The sequence below is a fragment of the Streptomyces sp. NBC_01537 genome, from assembly GCF_045040445.1.
Lineage (GTDB): Bacteria > Actinomycetota > Actinomycetes > Streptomycetales > Streptomycetaceae > Actinacidiphila.
In genome coordinates this window covers 8,068,123-8,089,943 of record NZ_CP109392.1, presented here as the reverse complement: position 1 = coordinate 8,089,943, position 21,821 = coordinate 8,068,123, and the positions used below count along the sequence as shown (strand labels likewise).

At 71.5% G+C, this 21,821-nt stretch carries 18 protein-coding genes; 7 read left to right on the top strand and 11 right to left on the bottom strand.

Annotated features, from left to right (window positions below; all coding sequences use genetic code 11):
* Window positions 1-6: 6 nt before the first annotated feature.
* Together OG607_RS37165 and OG607_RS37160 are read left to right on the top strand one after the other, a co-directional pair.
* The gene (locus OG607_RS37165; protein ID WP_405733200.1) at window positions 7-1,218 is read left to right on the top strand and encodes an acyl-CoA dehydrogenase family protein; all 1,212 of its coding nucleotides are present in this window, start codon (window positions 7-9) and stop codon (window positions 1,216-1,218) included.
* A 383-nt stretch (window positions 1,219-1,601) separates the two neighbouring features.
* Window positions 1,602-2,426, top strand: a complete 825-nt coding sequence (locus OG607_RS37160; protein ID WP_405733197.1) for an SAM-dependent methyltransferase — start codon at window positions 1,602-1,604, stop codon at window positions 2,424-2,426.
* A 7-nt stretch (window positions 2,427-2,433) separates the two neighbouring features.
* Here OG607_RS37160 and OG607_RS37155 read toward each other — a convergent pair whose 3' ends face one another.
* The 3 genes from OG607_RS37155 to OG607_RS37145 form a co-directional block, all read right to left on the bottom strand.
* Entirely contained in the window at window positions 2,434-3,420 is a 987-nt protein-coding gene (locus OG607_RS37155) for an NADPH:quinone oxidoreductase family protein (protein WP_405733194.1), read from the bottom strand.
* A 19-nt stretch (window positions 3,421-3,439) separates the two neighbouring features.
* Window positions 3,440-4,039 (bottom strand): TetR/AcrR family transcriptional regulator, encoded by a 600-nt coding sequence (locus tag OG607_RS37150; protein WP_405733191.1) that lies wholly within the window; start codon window positions 4,037-4,039, stop codon window positions 3,440-3,442.
* A 393-nt stretch (window positions 4,040-4,432) separates the two neighbouring features.
* Entirely contained in the window at window positions 4,433-5,191 is a 759-nt protein-coding gene (locus OG607_RS37145; RefSeq protein ID WP_405733188.1) for an SDR family oxidoreductase, read from the bottom strand.
* 190 nt (window positions 5,192-5,381) lie between these two features.
* Between OG607_RS37145 and OG607_RS37140 the strand changes: the two genes are divergently transcribed.
* Entirely contained in the window at window positions 5,382-6,641 is a 1,260-nt protein-coding gene (locus OG607_RS37140; RefSeq protein ID WP_405733185.1) for a serine-threonine protein kinase, read from the top strand.
* A gap of 12 nt (window positions 6,642-6,653) precedes the next feature.
* Here OG607_RS37140 and OG607_RS37135 read toward each other — a convergent pair whose 3' ends face one another.
* Both OG607_RS37135 and OG607_RS37130 read right to left on the bottom strand, forming a co-directional pair.
* Window positions 6,654-8,219: a DUF4132 domain-containing protein gene (locus OG607_RS37135; RefSeq protein ID WP_405733182.1), complete on the bottom strand. Its 1,566-nt coding sequence runs from the start codon at window positions 8,217-8,219 to the stop codon at window positions 6,654-6,656.
* 136 nt (window positions 8,220-8,355) lie between these two features.
* Window positions 8,356-11,124 carry a penicillin acylase family protein gene (locus OG607_RS37130; RefSeq protein ID WP_405733179.1) on the bottom strand — a complete coding sequence of 923 codons (2,769 nt, stop codon included), beginning with the start codon at window positions 11,122-11,124 and terminating at the stop codon, window positions 8,356-8,358.
* 189 nt (window positions 11,125-11,313) lie between these two features.
* On the opposite strand from OG607_RS37130, the gene OG607_RS37125 reads away from it, so the two are divergent.
* On the top strand, window positions 11,314-11,919 hold the full coding sequence (locus OG607_RS37125) for a hypothetical protein (RefSeq protein WP_405733176.1): 606 nt from the start codon (window positions 11,314-11,316) through the stop codon (window positions 11,917-11,919).
* Between the two features lie 89 nt (window positions 11,920-12,008).
* Window positions 12,009-13,448, top strand: coding sequence for an amidase (locus OG607_RS37120; protein ID WP_405733173.1), 1,440 nt, complete (start codon window positions 12,009-12,011; stop codon window positions 13,446-13,448).
* On the opposite strand, the gene soxR is transcribed toward OG607_RS37120, so the two are convergent.
* Window positions 13,437-13,907, bottom strand: a complete 471-nt coding sequence (gene soxR, locus OG607_RS37115; RefSeq protein ID WP_405733170.1) for a redox-sensitive transcriptional activator SoxR — start codon at window positions 13,905-13,907, stop codon at window positions 13,437-13,439. The genes OG607_RS37120 and soxR overlap by 12 nt on opposite strands.
* An 82-nt stretch (window positions 13,908-13,989) precedes the next feature.
* On the opposite strand from soxR, the gene OG607_RS37110 reads away from it, so the two are divergent.
* Window positions 13,990-14,451: a MaoC family dehydratase gene (locus OG607_RS37110; protein ID WP_405733167.1), complete on the top strand. Its 462-nt coding sequence runs from the start codon at window positions 13,990-13,992 to the stop codon at window positions 14,449-14,451.
* 29 nt (window positions 14,452-14,480) lie between these two features.
* Here the strand turns inward: OG607_RS37110 and OG607_RS37105 are convergent, their stop codons facing one another.
* Together OG607_RS37105 and OG607_RS37100 are read right to left on the bottom strand one after the other, a co-directional pair.
* On the bottom strand, window positions 14,481-15,110 hold the full coding sequence (locus OG607_RS37105; RefSeq protein ID WP_405733164.1) for a TetR/AcrR family transcriptional regulator: 630 nt from the start codon (window positions 15,108-15,110) through the stop codon (window positions 14,481-14,483).
* A 51-nt stretch (window positions 15,111-15,161) separates the two neighbouring features.
* A complete protein-coding gene (locus tag OG607_RS37100) occupies window positions 15,162-16,316 on the bottom strand; it encodes an acyl-CoA dehydrogenase family protein (protein ID WP_405733161.1) in 1,155 nt (384 codons plus the stop codon).
* A 69-nt stretch (window positions 16,317-16,385) separates the two neighbouring features.
* Here OG607_RS37100 and OG607_RS37095 point away from each other — a divergent pair, with 69 nt between their 5' ends.
* A complete protein-coding gene (locus tag OG607_RS37095; protein ID WP_405733158.1) occupies window positions 16,386-17,030 on the top strand; it encodes a TetR/AcrR family transcriptional regulator in 645 nt (214 codons plus the stop codon).
* 596 nt (window positions 17,031-17,626) lie between these two features.
* Here OG607_RS37095 and OG607_RS37090 read toward each other — a convergent pair.
* The 3 genes from OG607_RS37090 to OG607_RS37080 form a co-directional block, all read right to left on the bottom strand.
* Window positions 17,627-18,709 carry a Zn-dependent alcohol dehydrogenase gene (locus tag OG607_RS37090; RefSeq protein WP_405733155.1) on the bottom strand — a complete coding sequence of 361 codons (1,083 nt, stop codon included), beginning with the start codon at window positions 18,707-18,709 and terminating at the stop codon, window positions 17,627-17,629.
* 126 nt (window positions 18,710-18,835) lie between these two features.
* Window positions 18,836-20,230: an aldehyde dehydrogenase family protein gene (locus tag OG607_RS37085; RefSeq protein WP_405733152.1), complete on the bottom strand. Its 1,395-nt coding sequence runs from the start codon at window positions 20,228-20,230 to the stop codon at window positions 18,836-18,838.
* A 69-nt stretch (window positions 20,231-20,299) separates the two neighbouring features.
* Window positions 20,300-21,763, bottom strand: a complete 1,464-nt coding sequence (locus OG607_RS37080) for a phosphatidylinositol-specific phospholipase C domain-containing protein (RefSeq protein WP_405733149.1) — start codon at window positions 21,761-21,763, stop codon at window positions 20,300-20,302.
* Between the last annotated feature and the right edge of the window lie 58 nt (window positions 21,764-21,821).

The following is a 21,821-nucleotide window of genomic DNA, read 5'->3' as shown; positions in this document are numbered from 1 at the left end:
CCGCACATGGACTTCTCCTACGACGCCCGCACCGAGGAACTGCGCGAGCAGCTGCTCGCCTTCATGGACGAGTGCGTCTACCCGTCCGAGCCCGTCTTCGCGCGGCAGCGCGAGGAGGCGGTGGGCGACGCTGTCTGGAGCGCGCCGCCGGTGGTGGAGGAGCTCAAGCGGGAGGCCAGGCGGCGGGGGCTGTGGAATCTGTTCCTGCCCAGCCGGGGGCCCCAGCTGACCAATCTGCAGTACGCGCCGCTCGCCGAGATCAGCGGGCGCAGCCTCCACCTCGCGCCGCCCGCGCTCAACTGTGCCGCGCCCGACACCGGCAACATGGAGGTGCTCAACGACTTCGGCACCGAGCAGCAGAAGAAGACCTGGCTGGAGCCGCTGCTCGATGGGAGGATCCGCTCGGCCTTCGCGATGACCGAGCCTGATGTCGCCTCGTCGGACGCGACCAACATCGCGACCCGGATCGAGCGGGACGGCGACGAGTATGTGATCAACGGGCGGAAGTGGTACATCTCCGGGGCCATGAACCCGAAGTGCCGGATCTTCATCGTCATGGGGAAGTCCGACCCGGGCGCGGAACGGCACCGCCAGCAGAGCATGATCCTCGTGCCGAGGGATGCGGTTGGTGTTGATGTGCGGCGCGGCATGCGGGTGTTCGGCTACGACGACGGCGACCACGGCGGCCACGCGGAGGTCGTCTTCGACAACGTCCGGGTGCCCGTGGAGAACCTTGTGGGCGAGGAGGGCGGCGGCTTCGCCATCGCCCAGGCCCGGCTGGGTCCTGGGCGCATCCACCACTGCATGCGGCTCATCGGCATGGCCGAGCGGGCCCTTGAGCTGATGTGCCGCCGGGCGGTCGGGCGGATCGCCTTCGGCAAGTCGCTCGCCGAGCAGGGCGTGGTGGGGGAATGGATCGCCGAGGCCCGGGTCGAGATCGAGCAGCTGCGGCTGCTGGTGCTGAAGACTGCGTGGCTGATGGACACGGTCGGCAACCGGGGCGCCCACACCGAGATCCAGGCCATCAAGATCGCCACCCCGGAGAAGGTCTGCCGCATCCTCGACCGCGCCATCCAGCTCCACGGCGGCGGCGGGGTCGGCCAGGACTTCCCCCTCGCCGAGCTGTACGCCGCCGCGCGGACGCTGCGGCTGGCCGACGGCCCGGACGAGGTTCACAAGCGGTCGCTGGCGCGGCGGGAGCTCAAGCGGTACGTGTAGCTGCCGCGGCCGCTGCGGTTGTCGGTGCCGGTCCGGGGCCTCCGGGGTGGAGGTCCTGGACCGACATATTTACGTGCGTGACGGGTCGACCGCTGTCCTGCCCGGCATGCCGCACACAAATATGCGGAGCGTCCAGAACCCCCACCCCTGCGACCCCGGCCCTCCCGTCCGTCGGTGGCTTTCCCACCGTCGTTCGTCGGTGGCTTTCCCACCGTCGTGAGTCGGTGGCTTTCCCGGCGTCGTGGGTCGGTGGTCTCCCCGCCGTCGTGGGTCGGCGGACGGAGGACGCCGCACGTCGGCGCGTCAACTGCCGTGGGAGACTGTCGCTCTGAAAGACGCTCAGCGCGCAGCGTCCGGCGCGGAACGACGGAGACGGAACACCCATGGCTTCCAGCAACGCCGGGATACCGGCCGAGGACATCGACACCAGCAGGCCGCATCCGGCGCGGATGTACGACTATTTTCTCGGCGGGAAAGACAACTACGAGGTCGACCGGATCGCGGCCCACCGGTTCATGGAGGCGGCGCCGGAGGTCCGGACGAGCGTGCGGGCCAACCGTTCGTTTCTGCACCGGGCGGTGCGGGACCTGGTGGCGGACTGCGGGATCCGCCAGATCCTGGACATCGGCACGGGGATTCCGACCCAGCCGAACGTGCACGAGATCGCGCAGGCCATCGCGCCGGAGACGCGGGTGGCGTACATCGACAACGACCCGATCGTGAACGCGTACGCGAGTGTGTTCCTGACGCGCGCCGGGAACACCTCGATCGCTCTGGCCGATCTTCGCGACCCGGCCGCGATTCTGGAGCACCCGGCCGTCCGCGACACCATCGACTTCGACCGGCCGGTGGCGCTGCTGCTGGTGGCGATCCTCCACTTCGTCACAGAAGCCGAGGATCCCGCAGCCATCATGGCCACATTCCGGGACGCCCTTCCGGCCGGTTCGTACCTCGTCCTCTCCCATGTGACAGGCGATTTCCACGATGCCGAGCGCGCCAAGGGCGGGCGCGAAGCCACAGCCGTCTACCAGAGCGCCACGGCCACGATGAACGCCCGCACTCGGGAGCAGGTGATGGAGTTCTTCGGCGACTTCACGCTGCTCGACCCGGGTCTGGTCCAGGTGCCGACCTGGCGGCCCGACGGGCCGCTGCCGGCCGACTGGGAACTGGTGGGCATGTACGGCGGGGTGGCACGCAAGGAGGCGTAGGGCGGGTTCAGGCGCCGGGGAGGATGACGACGCGGCCGGTGGTGAGGCCGTCGGCGACGCGCTGGACGGCGTCGGCGGCGCCGGCGAGGGGGACGCGTTCGCTGACGAGGGGCTTGACCAGGCCTTCGGCGGCGAGGCGGGTGAGGGTGTCGTGGCACTCGCGGACGGCGGCGGGGTCGTGGGTGTTGTACAGGCCCCAGTGGAGGCCGAGGATCGAGTAGTTCTTGACGAGGGCGTGGTTGAGGCCGGGGGCGGGGATGGTGCCGCTGGTGAAGCCGACGATGACGATGCGGCCCTCGAAGGCGACGCACTTGGTGGACTTGGTGTAGGCGTCGCCGCCGACGGGGTCGAAGACGACGTCGGCGCCGCGGCCGCCGGTGGCTTCCTTGACGGCGGCGACGAAGTCCTCGGTGTGGCGGTCGACGACGAGGTCGGCGCCGAGTTCGCGGGCGGCCTTGGCCTTTTCGGGGCCGCCGACGACGCCGATGACGGTGGCGCCGGTGGCCTTGCCGATCTGGATGGCGGCGCTGCCGACGCCACCGGCGGCGGCGTGGACGAGGAGGGTTTCGCCGGGCCTGAGGGCGGCGCGGCGGTGGAGGCCGAAGACGGCGGTCTGGTAGCCGATGTGGAGGGCGGCGGCCTCGGCGTCGTCGAGGGCCTCGGGGGCCGGGAGGACGCCGGCGGCGGGGACGACGGCGAGTTCGGCGAAGGCCCCGGCGGGGAGGGCGGCGGGGGTGATGACGCGAGACCCGACGTCCAGGGTCACGCCCTCGCCCAGGGCGACCACCTCGCCGCACAGCTCCACGCCCGGGGTGAAGGGCAGCGGTGGGCGGATCTGGTAGTGGCCGCGGCAGAGCAGGGCGTCGGGGAAGTTGACATTGGCGGCGCGCACGCGCACCAGCACCTCGCCGGGGCCGGGCTGGGGGTCGGGGACCTCGTCGAGGCGCATGGCCTCGCGCGGCTCACCGTTCTCGTGGACACGCCATGCCTTCACGGGGGGCTCCAGGGGGTGTTCAGGGCTGCCGTACGGAGTGCAGCAGCAGGTCTGCGAAATCGTTGGCCACCTGCTCGGCGCTGAGCGGCCCGTCGTGGCGGTACCAGGTGCCGAGGTGGTGGACGGAGCCGAAGAAGTAGTCCACGACGAGATCCGGGTGGATGCCTGCGCGGAAGACGCCCTCGCTGACGCCCTCCTCGACCAGTGCGCGGAACTTCTCGTGGTAGCGGCGGCGGTCCGCGCGGACCGCCTTCTGCTTCTCGGGGGTGAGCTGGTGCATCGAGCGGAAGAAGATCTTGGTGTCGTCGAGGTTGGCGATGCTGGTGACGACGACGTCGGCGGCGGCCTCGAAGAGGCGGTCCGTCGCGGGGGCGGGCTTGCCGGCGATGGCTTCGAGGCGCTGCATCTGGAGCCGCAGCACGCGCCCGTAGATCTCGTGCAGCAGATCGTCCTTGCTGCCGAAGTAGTGGTAGAGCGCGCCCTTGGTCACGCCGGCCGCTTCGACGATCTCCTGGACGGAAGTGCGGTCGTAGCCGCGTTCGGCGAAGAGCCGGGTGGCCTCGGCGAGCAGGCGCTGCGGGACGGCCGTCGCCGCTCTGGGGGTGGTGGTCCGTGCCATGACGGTCAGCATACCGGGCGGTATGTGGCCTGGGCCCTTCTGATGGATCTCCGTGGGGGAAGGAGCGGTGTCTGGTGCCTGCGGTGGCAAGGCGGAGGAAGGAAGCGACGCGGAGCGTCGTTGACCGACGACAACGCCGCCAGCGCTGGTGCCAGGCGCCGCGACGCCACGGCCACGCCGCGCCAGCGGCACATCGGACGCAGCCATCAGAAGGGCCCTAGGGCCTGTCCGGGCGATCACGGGCGGTCCAGGCGTCGTCTGGTGCGGTGCATCGCAAGGCGCCGGAATGCCCGCAGGGTGGTTTCCTTTGGGCGTTTCGGCAACGCGGCGAGGTGCCGTGCCAGGCGGCGAAGGGGCCGTTCATGATCGCCCGGACAGGCCCTAGTCCGCCGGTCACCCCTCCAGTTGCCGCTGGACGCGGTTCATCCCGCCGATCCAGCGGTCGGGATCGGTGGCGCGGGCCACGTAGTAGTCGGCGGCCTCGGGGTGCGGGAGGATCAGGAACCGCTCGTCGGCGATGCCCTGGAGGACGGCCTCGGCCACGTCCTCGGGCTCGATGGCGTTGGGGGCCAGGACGAGCTCGCCGGCCTGGCCGGCCGAGCGCATCATGTCGGTGCGTACGCCCTGGGGGCAGACGGCGTGGACATGGATGCCGCGGTGGCGGTAGGTGACGGCGAGCCACTCGGCGAAGGCGAGGGCGCCGTGCTTGGTGACGGAGTAGGGGGCGTCGCCGACCATGGTGAGCAGGCCGGCGGCGGAGACGGTGGCGATGAAGCGGCCCTCGCCGCGCTCCAGCCACTCGGGGAGCAGCTCGCGGCTCGCGCGGACATGCGACATGACGTTGACGTCCCAGACGCGCTCCCAGACGGCGTCCTCGGCCTCGACACCGGCCATGCTGCCGATGCCGGCGTTGGCGCAGAAGATGTCGATCCGCCCGCCCAGCGCCTCGCGGGCAGCCGCCACGACACCCGAGGCGTCACCGGGAATGGCGGTGCCGCCGATCTCGTCGGCGACGGCCTTGGCGGCGCCCTCGTCGATGTCGTTGACCACGACCCGGGCGCCTTCTGCGGCGAAGCGGCGGGCGAGGGCCGCTCCGATGCCGTTTCCCGCACCGGTGACGACCACCCCGGCGTCTCGCAGCGCTGCCACCATCGTGTCCACTCCCTTGTGTCCCTCGTGTCGGCTCTCCCGGCATACTAAGCGGTTGGTCATGCCACTGGAAAGGGCATCGCCCGGTACGACGGAAAATGCGCATGTGCGGCGTATAGCCGGAACAACCCCCCGTTGGGATGATGCGACCCAATCCGAGCGGACCAGGGGGACGGTTATGTCGGATATAAGCGTGAAGCCGTATTGGGAACTGACGTTCGACGCCGACGGGGACGTCGACATCATCCAGCTCAGCGCCCTCACCGCGGGGCTCTCCGCGCGGGACGTCACCGATCTCGTGCTCTTCTCGCACGGCTGGAACAGCGACCGGTCCGGGGCGACCCGGCTGTACGACCGCTTCTTCAAGCCCATTCCCGCACTGCTGCAGGGCGCCTCCGCCAAGGCCAGGATCGGCTACGTCGGCGTGCTGTGGCCGTCCATGCGCTTCTCCGACGAGCCGATTCCCGACTTCGAGCCCTCCGCCGTGGCGGCGGACGCCGGGCCGCCGCTTCTCGACGCGCCGACCCAGGCCGCCCTGGCCCAGGTCTTCCCCGGCCACGAGGGCGTAGTGCCGCAGCTGGCCGCCCTCCTGCGGGAACGGCCGGACGGCGACGCGCCCATCGCGGAGTTCGTACGGCTGGTGCGCGAGCTCACCGGCATCAGCGGCCCGGCGGCGGACGCCACGGACGACGCGCCGGGCGTCGTGCCGGCGATGCTCACCGACGACCCCGTCGGCGTCTGCGAGGTCTTCGCGGACGCCCTGGGCGACGGACCCGCGCTCCTCGGCGGCCTGGACAAGCGGATCTGGAACGGCGCCCACGAAGTGCTGCGCCAGGCCACGTACTACGCCATGAAACGCCGCGCCGGCACCGTCGGCGAGCACGGCCTCGGCCCGGCCCTGGGAGAGCTCGCCGCCGTCCGGCCCGCGCTGCGCATCCACCTGGTCGGCCACAGCTTCGGCGGCCGCCTCGTCTCCTTCGCCCTGCGCGGCCTGCCGGGCGGCGTGCGCAACGTGAAGTCGGTGACCCTGCTGCAGGGTGCCTTCTCGCACTACGCGTTCGCCGAGCAGCTGCCGCACGACAAGTCCCACAGCGGCGCCCTGCGCGACGCCCAGCGGCAGGTCGACGGGCCCGTGGTCTGCTGCTACTCCAGCCATGACGAGGCGCTCGGGACGCTGTACCCGCTCGCCTCCAAGCTGGCCGACGACAGCCGGAGCATCTTCGAACTCGGCGACCGCTGGGGGGCCATGGGCCATGACGGCATCCAGGCGGTCGACGCCTGCGAGCGGCTGTCGCTGGACGAAGCGCTGGCCGGGAGGTTCCCTGCGGGCGGGTGCGTGAGCGTCGACGCGTCGGCGGTCGTGAAGACCGGCGGGCCGCCGTCGGGTGCGCACAGCGACATCTGCCATGCCGAGCTGGCGCAGGTGGTGCTGCGGGCGGGGCGGTTGGTGTAGGGCGCCGGTCAGTCAGACCTGCCGCACCGGCTGGCTGATCCGGCGCTCGGTCAGGGCGGCGCGCCAGGCGACGGCCTCCTGGGCGTCGGACAGGCCCGCGTTCCACAGGCGCACCGTCGTGTCGTCGGTGAGCTCGTGGAGACGGCCGTCGATGCCGCGCAGCACCCAGGGGCCGGACCGCCGGCGGCGTACGGGAAGGCCGGTCACCGAGCCGGTGGGGCTGTCGGCCTGCCAGACGAGGGCGCGGGACAGGGGGCTCAGGACGGGGTCGTCGAGGTGGACGGCGTACCAGCGGGCGGCGGGGGTGCCGGGGTCGGCCTCCAGCAGCTCGGCGAGGGTGCCGAGATGGGCGTCGAGGTGGGCACGCAGGTCGGCGAGGTGCAGGCGCAGGGCGGCGTAGAGCCCCGGGAAGTACTGGCGGACATCGGCGGGGACGTCCTTGAGGAACCGGCGGCTGTCGCCATAGAAGCGGCGGAACCGCAGGGCCGAGGTACCCCGCGAACTGATCTGGAAGACGGCCGTGTAGTCGCCGACCCGGACCGACCGCCCCAGCGGGCCCAGGCTGTCGAGCAGGTCACGGACGGCGACGAATTCGGCCCCGGTGCCGGGCTTGCGTTCGTAGGTCCGCAGGACCGACAGGGCCGCGTGGACGAAGTGGCCGGAGCCGGACGGGCGTTCGTGCGAGGCCGTACGGAGGTGAAAGGCGAGGGTCCGGTCGAGCTGCGTCATGGCGTATGTGGTTCCGGTGAGCGGGGCCGCCCATGCCAGTGCGGCCAGCAGTGCGTCGCTGGTTGACGACAACGGCTCCAGGTGCCGGTCGTCCCGCCACCGGCAGTCGTCCGGCGCGCCGCGCCCGGCTGCCAGGAGGGTGCCCACGGCGTCCCGGGCCGTGACGCCGACCGACAGCAGCTCCCGCATGGAGCCGCGCCATTCGGGCGTCGGCCGTGCGGTCTCCAGGCGCGCGCAGAGCCGCAGCAGGCGCAGGACGGGCTCCTCGTACAGCGTCGCGCCGAGCCCGCAGCGGGCCGAGGCCAGGAAGCCGTCGGGGATCGGCGGCAGCAGCGGGTCGAGGGGGACGGCGGGCAGCAGCGCCCGCACCCGCCAGGCCAGGCCGTTTCGGGTGTCGGCAGCCCGGCAGCCCAGGCAGACCGCCAGCAGGGTGCGCAGATACGGCTCGAAGGAGCCGCGGTCGGCGGGATCGAGCTCTTCGAAGGCGGCCAGCGGCAGTTGGACGGACTCCGGGACGATATACGCGTCCGGGTGGACCGGGTCGATGCCTTCCAGTGCCAGCGCGAAGAGCTGATGCGTCTCAGCGGGCCGCCAGCCGCAGTGCGTCATGCACAGTGCCCGCATGACCGGCTGTTCGATGTCCCGGAAGGTGAGGCCGGTACGTTCCAGCTGGATCCGCAGGGCGATCCGTCTGCGGTCCTCCTCGGACAGCCCCTCGATCAGGGCCGTGCTGCGTCCGGCGCGCGGGAACCGGGCGTTGGTGCGCGCGTCCAGGCGGGACGCCTTGGCCAGCGCACGGCCGAGGGCGGCCGGCGCGACCGGATCGGCCGTCCATCCGTTCACGGTCATCCTGGGAAACTCCCGGTTCGCCCGTACCCGGCTCCACCAGCGCATGCGTCACCACCCCCGCCCCGGTTCTACCCTGCCGACGGTCCCGGTGACCAGATGGATGGCGTCCACCCGGTCACCGGTTCCGGTCCAACTGCTAGCGGTGCGACGTGAACTCGACGACCTGCTGGTACGTCGGGCGGTTCTGCCAGGTGATGTTGTAGTGCTTGATGCCGCCCAGCGTGCGCTGGACGATCGAGTCGGCGCACCACTGGTCGCCGGCCGAGCAGAGGTCGTCGCCCGGGTAGACCTGGGCGGCGGTCTTGGCGACGGCCGTGCTCAGGGTGCTGAGCAGGATGCTGCGGCAGGCGGTCAGGACTCCGCTGCCGCAGTAGGTGCTGCCGAGGCCGCCGCTGACGCTCTGGCCGAGGACGGTACGGATGTCCTTGTCGACATAGCTCCACCAGCCGTACTGGAAGGAGCTGCCGGCGTGCGCGCCGGTCGGGCCGTGGGCCGCGGAGGGTGCCTCGTCGATGGAGAGGTTCGCGGTGAAGGCGGTGTACAGGTCGCTGCCCAGCCCCGGTTCGAACTCGGCCTCGACCAGCAGGGGCCACCAGGCGTCCAGGATGCGGATCGCGGTGGCGTTGGCGTACGTCTTCGAACCCGAGGAGGTCTCCTTGCGCTTGCCGCCTGCCGTGACCCAGTCGGTGAGCTGGGTGACGGCGGTGGCGAGGGTGGAGTCGGTGACGGTCGAGGTCTTGATGACCTTCAGCAGATTGGGCAGGACGTCCTCGGCCCGCAGGTCGGTGACGGAGGCGTCGGCCATGGCCTGGATGAGCTTGACGCGGGTCACGCCGCCGGCGGCGACCAGCGTCTTGACGCGGTCCTCCAGCAGGTCGCCGCGGTGGACCGAGCCGTCACCCCAGCTCGCGGCCGCGTAGTCCTTGGCGACCTTGTTGTTCCAGGAGATGTAGTAGTCCTGGTCCACGGAATGCGGGTGCGCGGAGGCCGGGGTGTAGTCGGAGACGTTGGTCGTCGGGTTCCAGTTGGTCCACTCGTACGCGGACTGCGCCCAGACCGGGAACTCCGCGTCGACGCCGCTCGCGCGCACCGGGTTGTTGCCGCTGTTGTAGTACGCGGTGTGGCTGGAGTCGGCGTAGAACCAGTTGAAGGTGTAGTTGATGTGCGAGGCGGCCGACTGGAAGGTGGCCGGGCTGCTCACGTAGTCCGGGTCGTTGAGCATCTGGAAGCCGATGATCGAATCGGCCTCGTGCATGTAGGAGCTGCGCAGGGTGGTGTACGCGACCTTCTTGCCACCGACCGTGGCCCGGTATTCCACGGGGCCGTACTTGGTGCGGTAGACCTGCATCCGGTAGGAGCCGGCGGCGGTGCCGTCAGCGGTGGTGGGGACCCAGGAGTTGGTCTGCTCGACCTTGTCCATGGCGGTGCAGGTGCCGTGGTAGAGGTAGTGGTAGTCGTCGGTGCAGAGCTCGACGGCGTAGGAGTCGATGACGTCCTGGCCCGAGGTCGTGGCGCTCCAGGCGTAGTCCTGGCCGCGGCCCAGTTCGACGTACATGCTCAAGCCCGCGAAGGAGGCGCCGCGGGCGCTGATGCCGGGGCCCTCGATCTCCTGGAGCATGAGCAGCTGTGGCGCGAAGTAGCCGGTCTGCGGGCCGAAGACGGCGATGGGGTGGCCGCTGGTGGTCTTGGTGCCGCTGACCACGAGGGCGTTGGACATGCCGCGCTTGGCGGAGGACAGCACCGTGGACGCGGCCGTGGCGGAGGCGGTGCTCGCCGTGGCGGTGGCGGCGCTGCCGGTGCGGTCGTAGACCAGCGGTTCCTCGGTGACGGTGCCGGTGTCGGGGAGTGCCTCGCCGACCGGGGTGGCGGGCTTGGTGGCGTACGGGAAGCTCTCGCCGTTGTGGAGGGTGAGGGCGGCCTCGGGGTCGTTGCGCTCGCGGAAGGCCTCCCAGACGGCGGTGCCCTGGGTGACGCCGTACTGCGCCTGGGCGGCGAGCAGGGAGAGGGCGTTGTTGACCTCACCGCCGCCGCCGGATCCGAAGAGGGCGCCGATGACGGCCGCGAGGGCGACCAGGTCGGTGAGCTTGAAGTGGTCGATGGTCCCGGCGTTGGTGACGGAGTCCTTGTGGCCGGTCAGGACGTACTCGCCGGGGAAGTAGCGGCCGCTGTCGGAGGCGTCGATGTAGGCGTTGACCCCGGCGATGTAGGCGGTGGCGTCGGCGAGGGCCTGGGTGCCGCGGGTGCCGTTGTTGTTCTGGATGTAGTCGACCTGGGCCTGCAGATCGGCCTCGGTGTACGGGGCGTTGCGCCAGAACTCCTGCTCCAGGCCCTGGTTGGAGGCGGCGCCGCCGGCGAACGGGGTCAGCTGGCCGCGTCCGACGTGCCGGAAGACGTCCATGAGCCACAGCCGGTCCTCGGCAGCGGCGTAACCGGCGCCGAACTCGGTGCCGTAGCGGGTGGTGCCGGTGATGTGCGGGATGCCCCGGGTCTTGTCGCGGACGATCGACACGTCGGTGCGGCCGGCGGGCGCCTCGGTGGAGGCGATGTTGCTCGAAGCGACCCCGAGGGAGGCGTCGTTGAAGAAGCTGCTGATGGTGGACGCGGTCAGGCCCGAGTAGCCGGAGGGCAGGTTGCCGTAGGGGCCGAGCTGGTCCTCGGCGTGGTCGGGCTGGGAGCCGAAGGCCTGGTTGAGGATGATCTGTGCGAGGGTCGCGTTGCCGTTCTCGCCGGGCGGCAGGATGTCGGAACACTGCGACTGGCAATAGTCGGTGACGGTGGCCGCGTTGGCCACCTGCGGGAGGGGCGCGATGACGGTCGCGCCGAGGGCGATGACGGCGGCTCCGGTGATGAGCCTGACCGTTCTGAGCTTCCTGAGCTTCCTGAGCTTGCCGAGACGCAGACGCATAGCTGCTCCTGTCGAAGGCCAACGCGATTCACGTTACTGGTGGTTATGACCCGCCAGTAAGGTGAACATGCGTCACCTTTTGATGAAGCTCACAGCCGCTCGATGAGTTCGGGGCGGGGATGGATCCGTATCGCGGTTCGTTACGTCCATTCCATAGCGTTGCGAAACCGATGACGGAGGTGGCATGCGATGGCCAAATTCCGAAGTCTCGCGAGACAGGTGCGCGACCCACGGCGCACCCCCACCCAACGGCGCACCTACCTGCGCCGATGCCTCGAACGATTCGCCCCTTACGGCCACCGGGCCACCTGGGACCACCTGGCCTCCCGGGCCGGCTTCGGCCCCCAGGACCGCGAGCCGGATCCCGCCCGGCTGGTCGCGGCCCTTGAGGAACTCGAAGAAGCGCGAGATGTCTGGTTCGCGTACGAAGCGGAGTTCGCCGCCCGCCGCAAGCGTGAGAAGTTCTACGGCGTCCGCCAGCCGGGCGCCCTCGACGACTGGCACCGCCTCACCTGGGGCGGCAACGGCGTCGCCTGGTGCGACGACCCCTCCGTCCACCCCTCCGACCGGCTCGCGGACGTCCTGGCCCGCATCATCACCGCGATCCGCTCCGACCCCGGCACAGTGTGCCCCGTGTGCGCGGACTCCCGCATCCACTGGCGCGCCGGCCTCGCCCATCTGCCGGCCGCCGGGCCGGTCTGCGCGGGCTGCGGCATCGTCGTGCCCGAGCCCGTACTCACACCGCAGGCGCTCCTGGAGGCGCGGGTCCAGGACCGGTACGCGATGCGGTGCTGAAGATGAAGTCAACGCTGGCCGTTACCGTTCAGTAGTGCGAGGATGCCGGGCGACCGGCAAGACGTACGCGCGGACGGGCGGTAGGTGCGATGGCTCAGTTGCACGATCTGACGGCAGTGGAGCAGGCGGAGGCGGTCCGGAAGGGGACCGTCTCGCCGATCGAGCTGACGGAGCATTACCTGGGGCGCATCGAGCGGCTGAACGAGACGGTCGGGGCGTTCGTGACCGTGACGCCGGAGATCGCGCGGAAGCAGGCGGCGGAGGCCGAGGCCGAGGCGCTGGCGGCGCGGCGGGACGGGCGGGAGGCGGAGCTTTCGCCGCTGCATGGGGTACCGGTGCCGGTGAAGGACCTGTACTTCACGGCGGGGGTCCGCACGACGCTCGGCTCGGCGGTCTACGCCGACCACGTGCCGGACACGGACGACCATGTCGTGACGCTGCTGCGCGAGGCGGGCACCGTCATGCTGGGCAAGACCAACACCCCGGAGTTCGGGCTGCCCTGCTACACCGAGAACAGCGTGGCGCCCCCGGCCCGCACCCCCTGGGACCTCGACCGGTCGGCGGGCGGCTCCAGCGGCGGGGCGGCGGCGGCCGTGGCGTCCGGCCTGTCGCCGGTGGCGCACGCGAGCGACGGGGGCGGGTCGATCCGGATCCCGGCGTCCGTGTGCGGGCTGTTCGGGATCAAGCCGAGCCGGGGCCGGGTGCCGCAGGGGCCCGTCACCCACGACATCACCGGCCTGAGCACCGGCGGCCCGCTGGCCCGCACCGTCGCGGACGCCGCCGCGCTCCTGGACGTCCTGGCCGGCACGGTGCCCGGCGCGCCCTACGCCGCGCCCTCCCTCCCGCCGGGCGAGACCTTCGCCTCGTACGCGGGCCGGGAGCCCGGCACGCTGCGCGTGGTCGGGCTGCCGCAGCCGCCGGTGCCGGGGGTGGAGCTGCACCCGGACTGCCGGGCGGCGTACGACGGGGCGGTGGAGCTGCTGCGCGGGCTCGGCCACGAGGTCGACGAGATCGAGCTGCCGGTGGACGAGAGCCTGCGCGACGCGTTCACCCGGGTCTGGGCCGTGATGTCCACGTCGTACCCGGTCGGCCCGGACCAGGAGGAGCTGCTGATCCCGCTCACCCGGTATCTGCGGGCGGAGGGCGCCAAGGTCTCCGGTCCGGCCTTCGCCGAGGCGCTGTACGCGTTCCGCGCGCTGGGCGAACTGATCGCCGCCGCGCTCCACTCCACGTACGACGTGGTCCTGACCCCGACCCTGGCCCAGCCCCCGGCTCTCATCGGCGGGCTGCGCAACGACGCCGACCCGGCCGCCGAGTTCGCGGCGCTGGCCGCCTTCACCCCGTACACGCCGATCTTCAACGCCACCGGGCAGCCGGCCGTCAACGTACCGCTGCACTGGACGGACGCCGGCCTGCCGGTCGGCGTGATGTTCGGCGGCCGCTACGGCGACGAGGCGACCCTCATCTCGCTCTCCGCGCAGCTGGAGGCGGCGAGCCCGTGGGCCGGCCGCAGACCGTCAGCGTGGTGAGCAGTCGTTGGTGAGGAAGCGGCGGGCGCCCGGGCCCTGTTCGCCCAGGCGGTCGCCGGGGTTGGCCAGGGCGCAGCGCTGGAGCGACAGGCAGCCGCAGCCGATGCAGTCGTCGAGGTTGTCGCGCAGCTGGCTGAGCTGCGCGATCCGGGCGTCGAGTTCCGCGCGCCACCGCGCGGAGAGCCCGGCCCAGTCCTCGGGGGTCGGCGTGCGGCCGTCGGGAAGTCCGTCGAGGGCCTCGCGGATGATGGCCAGCGGCATGCCGACCCGCTGGGCAGCGCGGATGAAGGCGACGCGGCGCAGGGCGTCACGGCTGTAGCGGCGCTGGTTGCCCGCGGTGCGGGTGCTGCTGATCAGGCCCTTGGACTCGTAGAAGTGCAGGGCGGAGACGGCCGCGCCGCTGCGCTCGCTGAGCATGCCGACGGTCAGCTGCCGGTGTTCGATCGGAATGGCGGACATCCTCCGTACTTTACGAGGCGCTTTGCCGGGCGACTATGCTGAGCAAGCGCTTAGACACCTGGGACACGCCTCGGAGGCACACATGACGCAGGGCAGGACCTTCGCTTCGCTGGACGAGCTGCGGGCCGCGGTCGGCGAGGAACTCGGCACGTCGGACTGGCTGGAGGTCGACCAGAAGCGGATCGACCTGTTCGCCGAGGCGACCGGGGACCACCAGTGGATCCACGTGGACCCGGAGAAGGCCGCGACCGGGCCCTTCGGCACGACCATCGCGCACGGCTACCTGACGCTGTCGCTCATCCCCCAGTTCACCTTCACCCTGCTCAAGGTCGAGGGCGTGAAGATGGGCGTCAACTACGGCGTCAACAAGGTCCGCTTCCCCTCCCCCGTCCCGGTCGGCTCGCGACTGCGGGCGTCCTCGCGTCTCGCCGAGGTCACCGAGGTCCCGGGCGGAGCGCAGATCGTCACGGTCGTCACGATCGAGCGCGAGGGCGGCGACAAGCCGGTGTGCGTGGCGGAGACCGTCGCGCGCTACTACGTCTGACCGAACCACGTCCGACGGACGGGCCGTCGTCACCGGGAACCGACCATGCGCAGGACGAGATCGGCGTACAGCGCGCCGATCTCGTCGGGCGTACGCCGGCCACCCGGGTTGAACCAGCGAGCCACGTCGATGCACAGCGACAGCACGGCGAGCGTCGTGCCCGACACGTCCGGCACATCGAAGTCCCCGGCCTTCACCCCGTCCTGGATGACCGACCGGATGGCCGCCTCACTCCGCCTGCGCAGCCCGACGATCTCCGTGTAGTGCTCGGCGCTCAGCGCACCCAGCTCGTACTGCACCACCCGGCCGGTGGTGTGGTGCTCGGCATGCCAGATCACGAAGGCCCGCACCGCCCCGGCCAGCCGCTCGGCCGGGCTGCCGCCGCCGTTCGCGGCGTCCTGGAGCAGACCGAGGGAAAGCCGGTGACCGACGCCGCTGATCTGGTAGAGCAGCTCTTCCTTGGTCTTGTAGTGGATGTAGAGCGCGGCCGGGCTCATCCCGGCCCGGCCCGCGATGTCCCGGGTCGTGGTCGCGTGATAGCCGCGCTCCGCGAACGCCTCGACAGCGGCCATCACCAGCCGCCGCGCGGCGTCAGGGGTGATGCCGGTCCATGTCCCGGCCTCTGTTTCGGTCCCGGCCTGCTCGGCATCCGCGTTCATGGCGGATACCTTACAACGAGACTGAGCAAGCGCTTAGTACCCGTCGGTCGGTCAGAACGCGGAGACCCCGGTCAGGGACCGGCCGATCAGCAGCTTCTGGATCTGGCTGGTGCCCTCGTACAGCGTCATGACGCGGGCGTCCCGCACCAGCTTCCCGACCGGGTATTCATCGACATATCCATAGCCGCCGAACACCTGCAGCGCGTTGTTCGCGCTGCGCACCGCCGCCTCGCTCGCGTACAGCTTCGCCACCGACGACTCCGTCGCGAACGGCAGCCCGCGGTCGATCAGATCGGCCACCCGCCAGGTCAGCAGCCTCGCCGCGGCCACGTCCACCGCGATGTCCGCTATCAGCTCCTGCACCAGCTGGTGCCCCGCGATCGGCTTCCCGAACTGCTCCCGCTCGCCCGCGTACCGCACCGCCGCGTCCAACGCGGCCTGCGCAATGCCGACGCAACCGGCCGCCACCGACATCCGGCCCTTCGCCAGCGCCGACATGGCGACCGAGAAGCCCTTGCCCTCCGGCGCGATCATCGCGGAATCCGGCACGCGCACGCCGTCCAGCACCAGCTCGGCCGTGGCCTGCCCGCGCAGGCCCAGCTTGCCGTGGACGGCGCGGCGGGTCAGGCCCGGGCTGTCGGCGGGGACCAGGAACGCGCTGACGCCCTTGTGGCCAGGGGTGCCGGGGTCCGTGCGCGCGAACAGGAGCACGACATCCGCCCAGGTGCCGTTGGTGATGAACATCTTCGTGCCGCTGATGACGTAGTCACCCCCGTCCCGGACCGCCCGCGTCGTCAGATTCCCGGCGTCCGACCCCGTCCCCGGCTCGGTGAGCGCGAAGCTGCCGACGGCCTCGCCGGAGCAGAGCCGGGGCAGCCACTCGCGCTTCTGCTCCTCGCTCCCCCACGCCGCGATCGACTTCGCCACCAGCCCGAGCGACACGGACACGATTCCGCGCACGGAGGAGTCGCCCCGGCCGAGCTCCTCGGTCACCAGGCAGTACGCGAGGTGGTCACCGGCCGACCCGCCGTATTCCTCCGGAACGGTCAGCCCGAGGAAGCCGAGCGCTCCCAGTTTCTTCACGATGCCCCGGTCCACGCTTTCGGCCCGGTCCCAGGCGGCGGCGTTCGGGGCGACCTCGCGGTCGGCGAACTCGGCGGCGAGGCGGCGGACCGCGGTCTGCTCCTCGGACAGTTCGAGATCCATCGGCCCGGTCACGTCCTTCGCTAAATTAGCAGTGCTAGTTTTTGGCGCGCAGCCTCTACTATGTGCCGCATGGCCCGCCCCCGCAAGCCCCTCCTCAGCCGCGAGCGCATCGTCTCGGCAGCCCTCGCGCTGATCGACGCGGACGGGCTCCAGGCGGTCTCCACGCGCCGGCTCGCGGCGCGGCTGGGGGTCAGCGGTCCCTCCCTCTACAACCACTTCCGCACCATGGACGACATCCTCGACGCCGCTGCGGACTCCGTCGTGGCGGAGGTCGACCTCTCGATGTTCTCCGACGGCGCGGGTGTGGATTGGCCTGCCGCGCTGCTCGCCTGGGCCCGCTCCTACCGCGCCGCCCTCGCCGCCCACCCCAACATCGTCCCCTTCCTCGCCCAGGGCCCCGGCCGCCGCCCCGCCGGGCTCCGCATGGCCGACGCGGTCTTCGGCGGCATGGTCGGCGCGGGCTGGCCCCCCGCCCACGCCACCCGCATCGGCGCCCTCATGCGGTATTTCGTCGCCGGCTCGGCTCTCGGGTCCTTCGCCCGGGGGTTCGTCGACGACGCGGCCGCCTACGACCCGGCGGACTACCCGCACCTTGGGCAGGCCCACCTCCTCGCCGCCGCGCAGCCGCAGGTCGACGAGGGCGCGTTCGAGACGGGGCTGAGGGCGCTGGTGGACGGGCTGGCTCTGCAGTACGGGGCGCTGGCCGCGGGCTGACCCGGCGGTTTCGGTGCCGTTTGCCATGGCTGGCGGTCCGTCCTCAAGCGCCGGACGGGCCGCGCGGACGGTGCCGCCTGCACCCGGTGCCGTTGCGGTGCCGTTGCCAGGGGTTCCGGTTCCGTCCTCAAACGCCGGACGGGCTGGGTTGGCCTGGGGTCGGTGCCACCACCGGGGCCTCTCTCCTCGGCGCTCGCGACTCTGGCGCCTTCATGTCCGTGCCCGGGATCCTCGCTCGTCGCCTGCGGGAGAACCCCGGCGTGTCCCCTCCCGGCCGGACGGAGAGTCAGCCCGTCCGGGCTGAAGGCCCCGTACCCCCACCGGCTGGTGGTCGCGTACGGGCCGAAGGGGACGGTGGAGGGATGCGCCCGGAAGCGACGAGCGAGGATCCCGGGCACGAATCGGGTCGACCCAAGTCGCGAGCGCTGAGGACGCAGTCCCGGCAGGCGGCCCCGACCCCACGACAACAGCAGGCGCACACCGGCCAACCCAGCCCGTCCGGCGCTTGAGGACACGCCCGAAGGGCGTTCAGGGGGTCCGGGGGCAAGCCCCCGGCGGGTCCGGGCAGAGCCCGGGCGCGGGCGGTGCGCAACGGGCTAGAACACAACCAACGCCCGGCCGCCGCGCCCCGCCCGCATCGCGTCGAACGCGCTGGGGATCCCGTCGAGCCCGATCCGGTCGGTGACCATGACCGACAGGTCCAAGCGCCCGGCACGCACATGCTCGGCCAGGACCGGCAGGTCCTTCGCGGGGTCGGAGTTGCCGTAGACGCAGCCGGAGAGCGTGCGGCCGAAGTAGAAGATCTCCAGGGCGGAGAAGGCGACCTGGTCGTCCTTGCCGCCGATGCCGACGACGGTCGTGCGGCCGCCGCGCCGGGTGGCGGACCAGGCCGTGCGGATGGTGTCGGCACGGCCGACGCACTCGATGGCCACGTCGGTACCGTGGCCACCGGTCAGCTTGCGGATCTGCTTCGCGGTGTCCGAGGACGCTACGACGAAATCGGTCGCCCCGGCCGCACGGGCGAGCTCCTCCTTCGCCGGGGAGACGTCGACCGCGACGACCGTGCCCGCGCCGGCGATCCGCGCGGACTGCAGGACCGACAGGCCGACGCCGCCCACGCCGAAGACGGCCACGGACTCACCGGGCCGCACGGCTGCCGCGTGGTGAACGGCGCCGTAGCCGGTGAGGACGGCGCAGCCGAGGAGGGCGGCCTCGGCGAGGGGGACGCCTTCCGGGAGGGGGAGGACGGCGGCGGCGGAGACGACGGTTTCTTCGGCGAAGACGGCGGTGCCGAGGCCGGGGTAGAGCTCGGTGCCGTCGGAGGCGAGCCGGGCGTAGGGGGCGAGGGCGGCGGCGCCCGCGTTCGCGCAGAGCCAGGGCTCGGCGAGGCCGCAGAAGTGACAGTCGCCGCAGGAGGGCGCCCAGTTGAGGACGACGCGGTCGCCGACGGCGACGCCCGTGACCGCGTCGCCCACGGCGACCACCGTGCCGGCGCCTTCGTGGCCGAGGACGGCGGGGACGGGCTGGCGGAGGGTGCCGGTGGCGAGGGAGAGGTCGGAGTGGCAGACACCGGCCGCGGCGAGGCGGACCTTGACCTGTCCGGGGCCGGGGTCGGGGAGGTCGATGTCGGTGACGACGAGCGGGGCGTTGACGGCGGACAGTACGGCGGCGCGGGTCACGTCGGGATCCCTCTCATTGGCCGGAACAGGTCAGGACAGGTCAGAACAGGTCAGCACGATCGGCCGGCTCACACAGCGCGGCCCGCCGCGCCCCCCGCGCGGGTCACGTCGGGATCCCTCTCGGACTCAGAACTGGAGCGATTTGGTGTGAAGGTACTCGGCCAGGCCGTGCGCACCGAGTTCCCGCCCGATCCCGGACTGCTTGTAGCCGCCGAAGGGCGCCAGCGGGTTGAAGCGGCCCCCGTTGATGTCCACCTGGCCGGTGTCCATGCGCCGGGCGAAGGCCACGGCCTCGTCGGTGTCGCCGGCCCAGACCGCCCCCGCCAGCCCGTACACCGTGCCGTTGGCGATGCGGAGGGCGTCGGCCTCGTCCTCGTAGGGGAGGATCGACAGCACCGGGCCGAAGATCTCCTCCTGGGCGATCGTCATGTGGGGCGTGACGTCCGCGAAGACGGTCGGGCTGACGTAGTAGCCCTTGTCCAGGGGTGCTTGCGCGCCGCCCGCGACGATACGGGCGCCCTCCTTCACCCCCCGCTCGATGTAGCCGCGTACGCGGTCCCGCTGCTTCGCGCTGACCAGCGGTCCGATCCGCTCGCCGGGTACGTACTTCGCGGCGGCGGCCGCGGCGAGGGCCACGGCCTCCTCGTACTGGTCCTCGTGGACGAGCATCCGGGTCCACGCGCTGCACGTCTGGCCGGAGTTGGACATGACGTTGGCGACCCCGACGTTGACGGCGCGGCCCAGATCCGCGCTCGGCAGGATGACGTTGGCCGACTTCCCGCCCAGCTCCAGCGCCACCCGCTTGACAGCCGCGCCCACGGTCGCCGCGATGAGCCTTCCCACGGCCGTCGACCCGGTGAACGACAGCATGTCGATCCCCGGGTGCTCCACCAGTGCCTGCCCCGCGACCGGCCCGAGGCCGGTCACGAGGTTGAACACTCCGGGCGGGAAGCCCGCCTCATGGACGGCCTCGGCGAAGAGCTGGGCCACCAGCGGGGTGTCCTCGGCGGGCTTGAGGACGACCGTGCAGCCTGCGGCGAGGGCCGGGGCGACCTTGGCCACGATCTGGTGCAGCGGGTAGTTCCAGGGCGTGATCGCCCCGACGACGCCCACGGGCTCCTGGTAGACGGTCGAGTTGCCTACCTTCTCCTCGAAGGCGTAGGTGCCGAGCAGGTCGGCGTACGAGCCCGCCACGGCGATCGGCAGGTCGGCGTGCACGGCCTGGCTGAACGGCAGCGGCGCGCCGAGTTCCGCCGTGACCGTCTGCGCGATCTCGTCCCGGCGGGCGGCGAGCGCGTCGCGCAGGTCGGTGATCCGGGCGGCGCGCTCGGCGGGCGCGGTCGCGGCCCACTGGGGGAACGCGGCCCGGGCCGCACGCACGGCGGCGTCCACGTCGTCGCGCGTGCCGGCGGGGACCGTGCCGATCAGCTGCTCGTCGGCCGGGTTGACGACCTCGATGTGGTCGGGCGTGGTGGCGGGGCGCCAGGCGCGGTCGATGTACATGCCGTTGTGGGGCTTCACGTCGTCCTCCCGGAGGGGCGGGTGGGGTGCGGGTCCGTGAGCCCCAAACTAGCACCGGTAGTTTTCCGGTCAGGGCAGGGGCCAGACCTGGGCGGCCGTGTTGTTGCAGGTCCAGATCTGCAACTGGGTGAGATCGGTCGTGGTGGAGTTCGGGTCGTCGAGGCAGAGCCCTGACTGGGCGCCGATGAGGGCGCCGGACTCCACGGCGGTCCAGCGCTGGTTGGCGCCGCCGTTGCAGGTCCAGAGCTGGACTTTGGTGCCCTTGGCGGTGGCGGCGCCGGCGACGTCCAGGCAGAGGCCGTTGATGCGCAGGGTGCCGTCGGGTTCGGGGGTCCAGATCTGGGCGGCGGTGCCGTTGCAGGTGTAGAGGTCGACGACGGTGCCGTTGGTGTTGCCGTTGCCGTTCGCGTCGAGGCACTTGCCGGCGATGCCGGATTTTATGACGCCGGTGAAGGTGACGCCGGGGTTGCGGTTGATGACGGCGGTGACGACGGCGTAGCCGGGGAAGTCCATCTTGACGATGCCGGTGCGCGGGGCGTTGCCGGCGTTGAGGTAGTCCAGGAGGCGCTGGTTCTCGCCGGTGCCGCCGGAGTAGCCGCCGGCCATGTCGGCGGGGTTGGCACCGAAGGGGGAGCAGTTGGCGGAGAGGTAGGAGGTGTAGAGGGCGCCGGAGGTGTCGTTGCTGGCGTTGACGAGGTTGGCCTGGATCTCGCTCCACTTGGTGGCGAGGTCGCACTGGGAGTAGTCGTTCTCGACGTACTGGGACCAGTTGCCGGTGGTCATCTGGGTGAGGCCGTAGCCGGCGTAGATGCCCCCGAAGGGGCCGGTGAAGTCGGTGAGGACGATGTGGCCGCGGGCCTGGCCGAGGGTGGGCATGGCGGCGGCGGTCGTGCCGGTGACGGTGGGGGCGTAGAAGAGGCCGGGGTATTTGGCGAGGTAGGTCTTGAAGATGGCGATGCGGTCGGCCTGGGTGGTGGTCGCCGGGTCGTCGGCGCAGTGGCCGATGGAGGAGCTGCCGCTGCCGCCCTCGGAGGAGTTGGCGTCGCACTCGCTGTGCAGGTCCATCGCGATGGTCTCGGTGGGGTGGGCGGTGAGGAAGCTCTGCGCCTTGGTGAGTACGTCGTCGAAGTTGGCGTTCTGGTAGATGTTCGTGTGGTGGATCACGAAGGCGCCGCTGCTGACGCGCACCCGGATGTCGATGGCGCGGATTCCGGCGCTGAGCTGGGTGGTGAGGGTGGCCGCGCTGTCGCCCTGGTTCTCCTGCGTCTCGTAGGACGCGGGCAGCAGGCTGCCGCCGTGGATGGCAAGAGTGTCATGGGTGCCGGGCAGCGACATCGCGCCCAGGCTGGTCGCGGCGGGCACCTGGCCCATCCAGTCGGTGCGGGTCTGCGCGGTCAGGTTGTTGAAGGCACTGGACCAGGTGCTGGGCTGGGCGTGCGCCGGGCCGGAGGACGCGAGTACGGCGGCCAGGGCGGCCACGAGCGCGGCGCCGATTCTGAGGCGTCGGCGAGGGCCCGAGGAGGGGGAGGGCATGGGTGGTTCCTTCGGTGGGGGGACGGCGGGACAGCTTTGAGCATGTCCCTGCCATCCT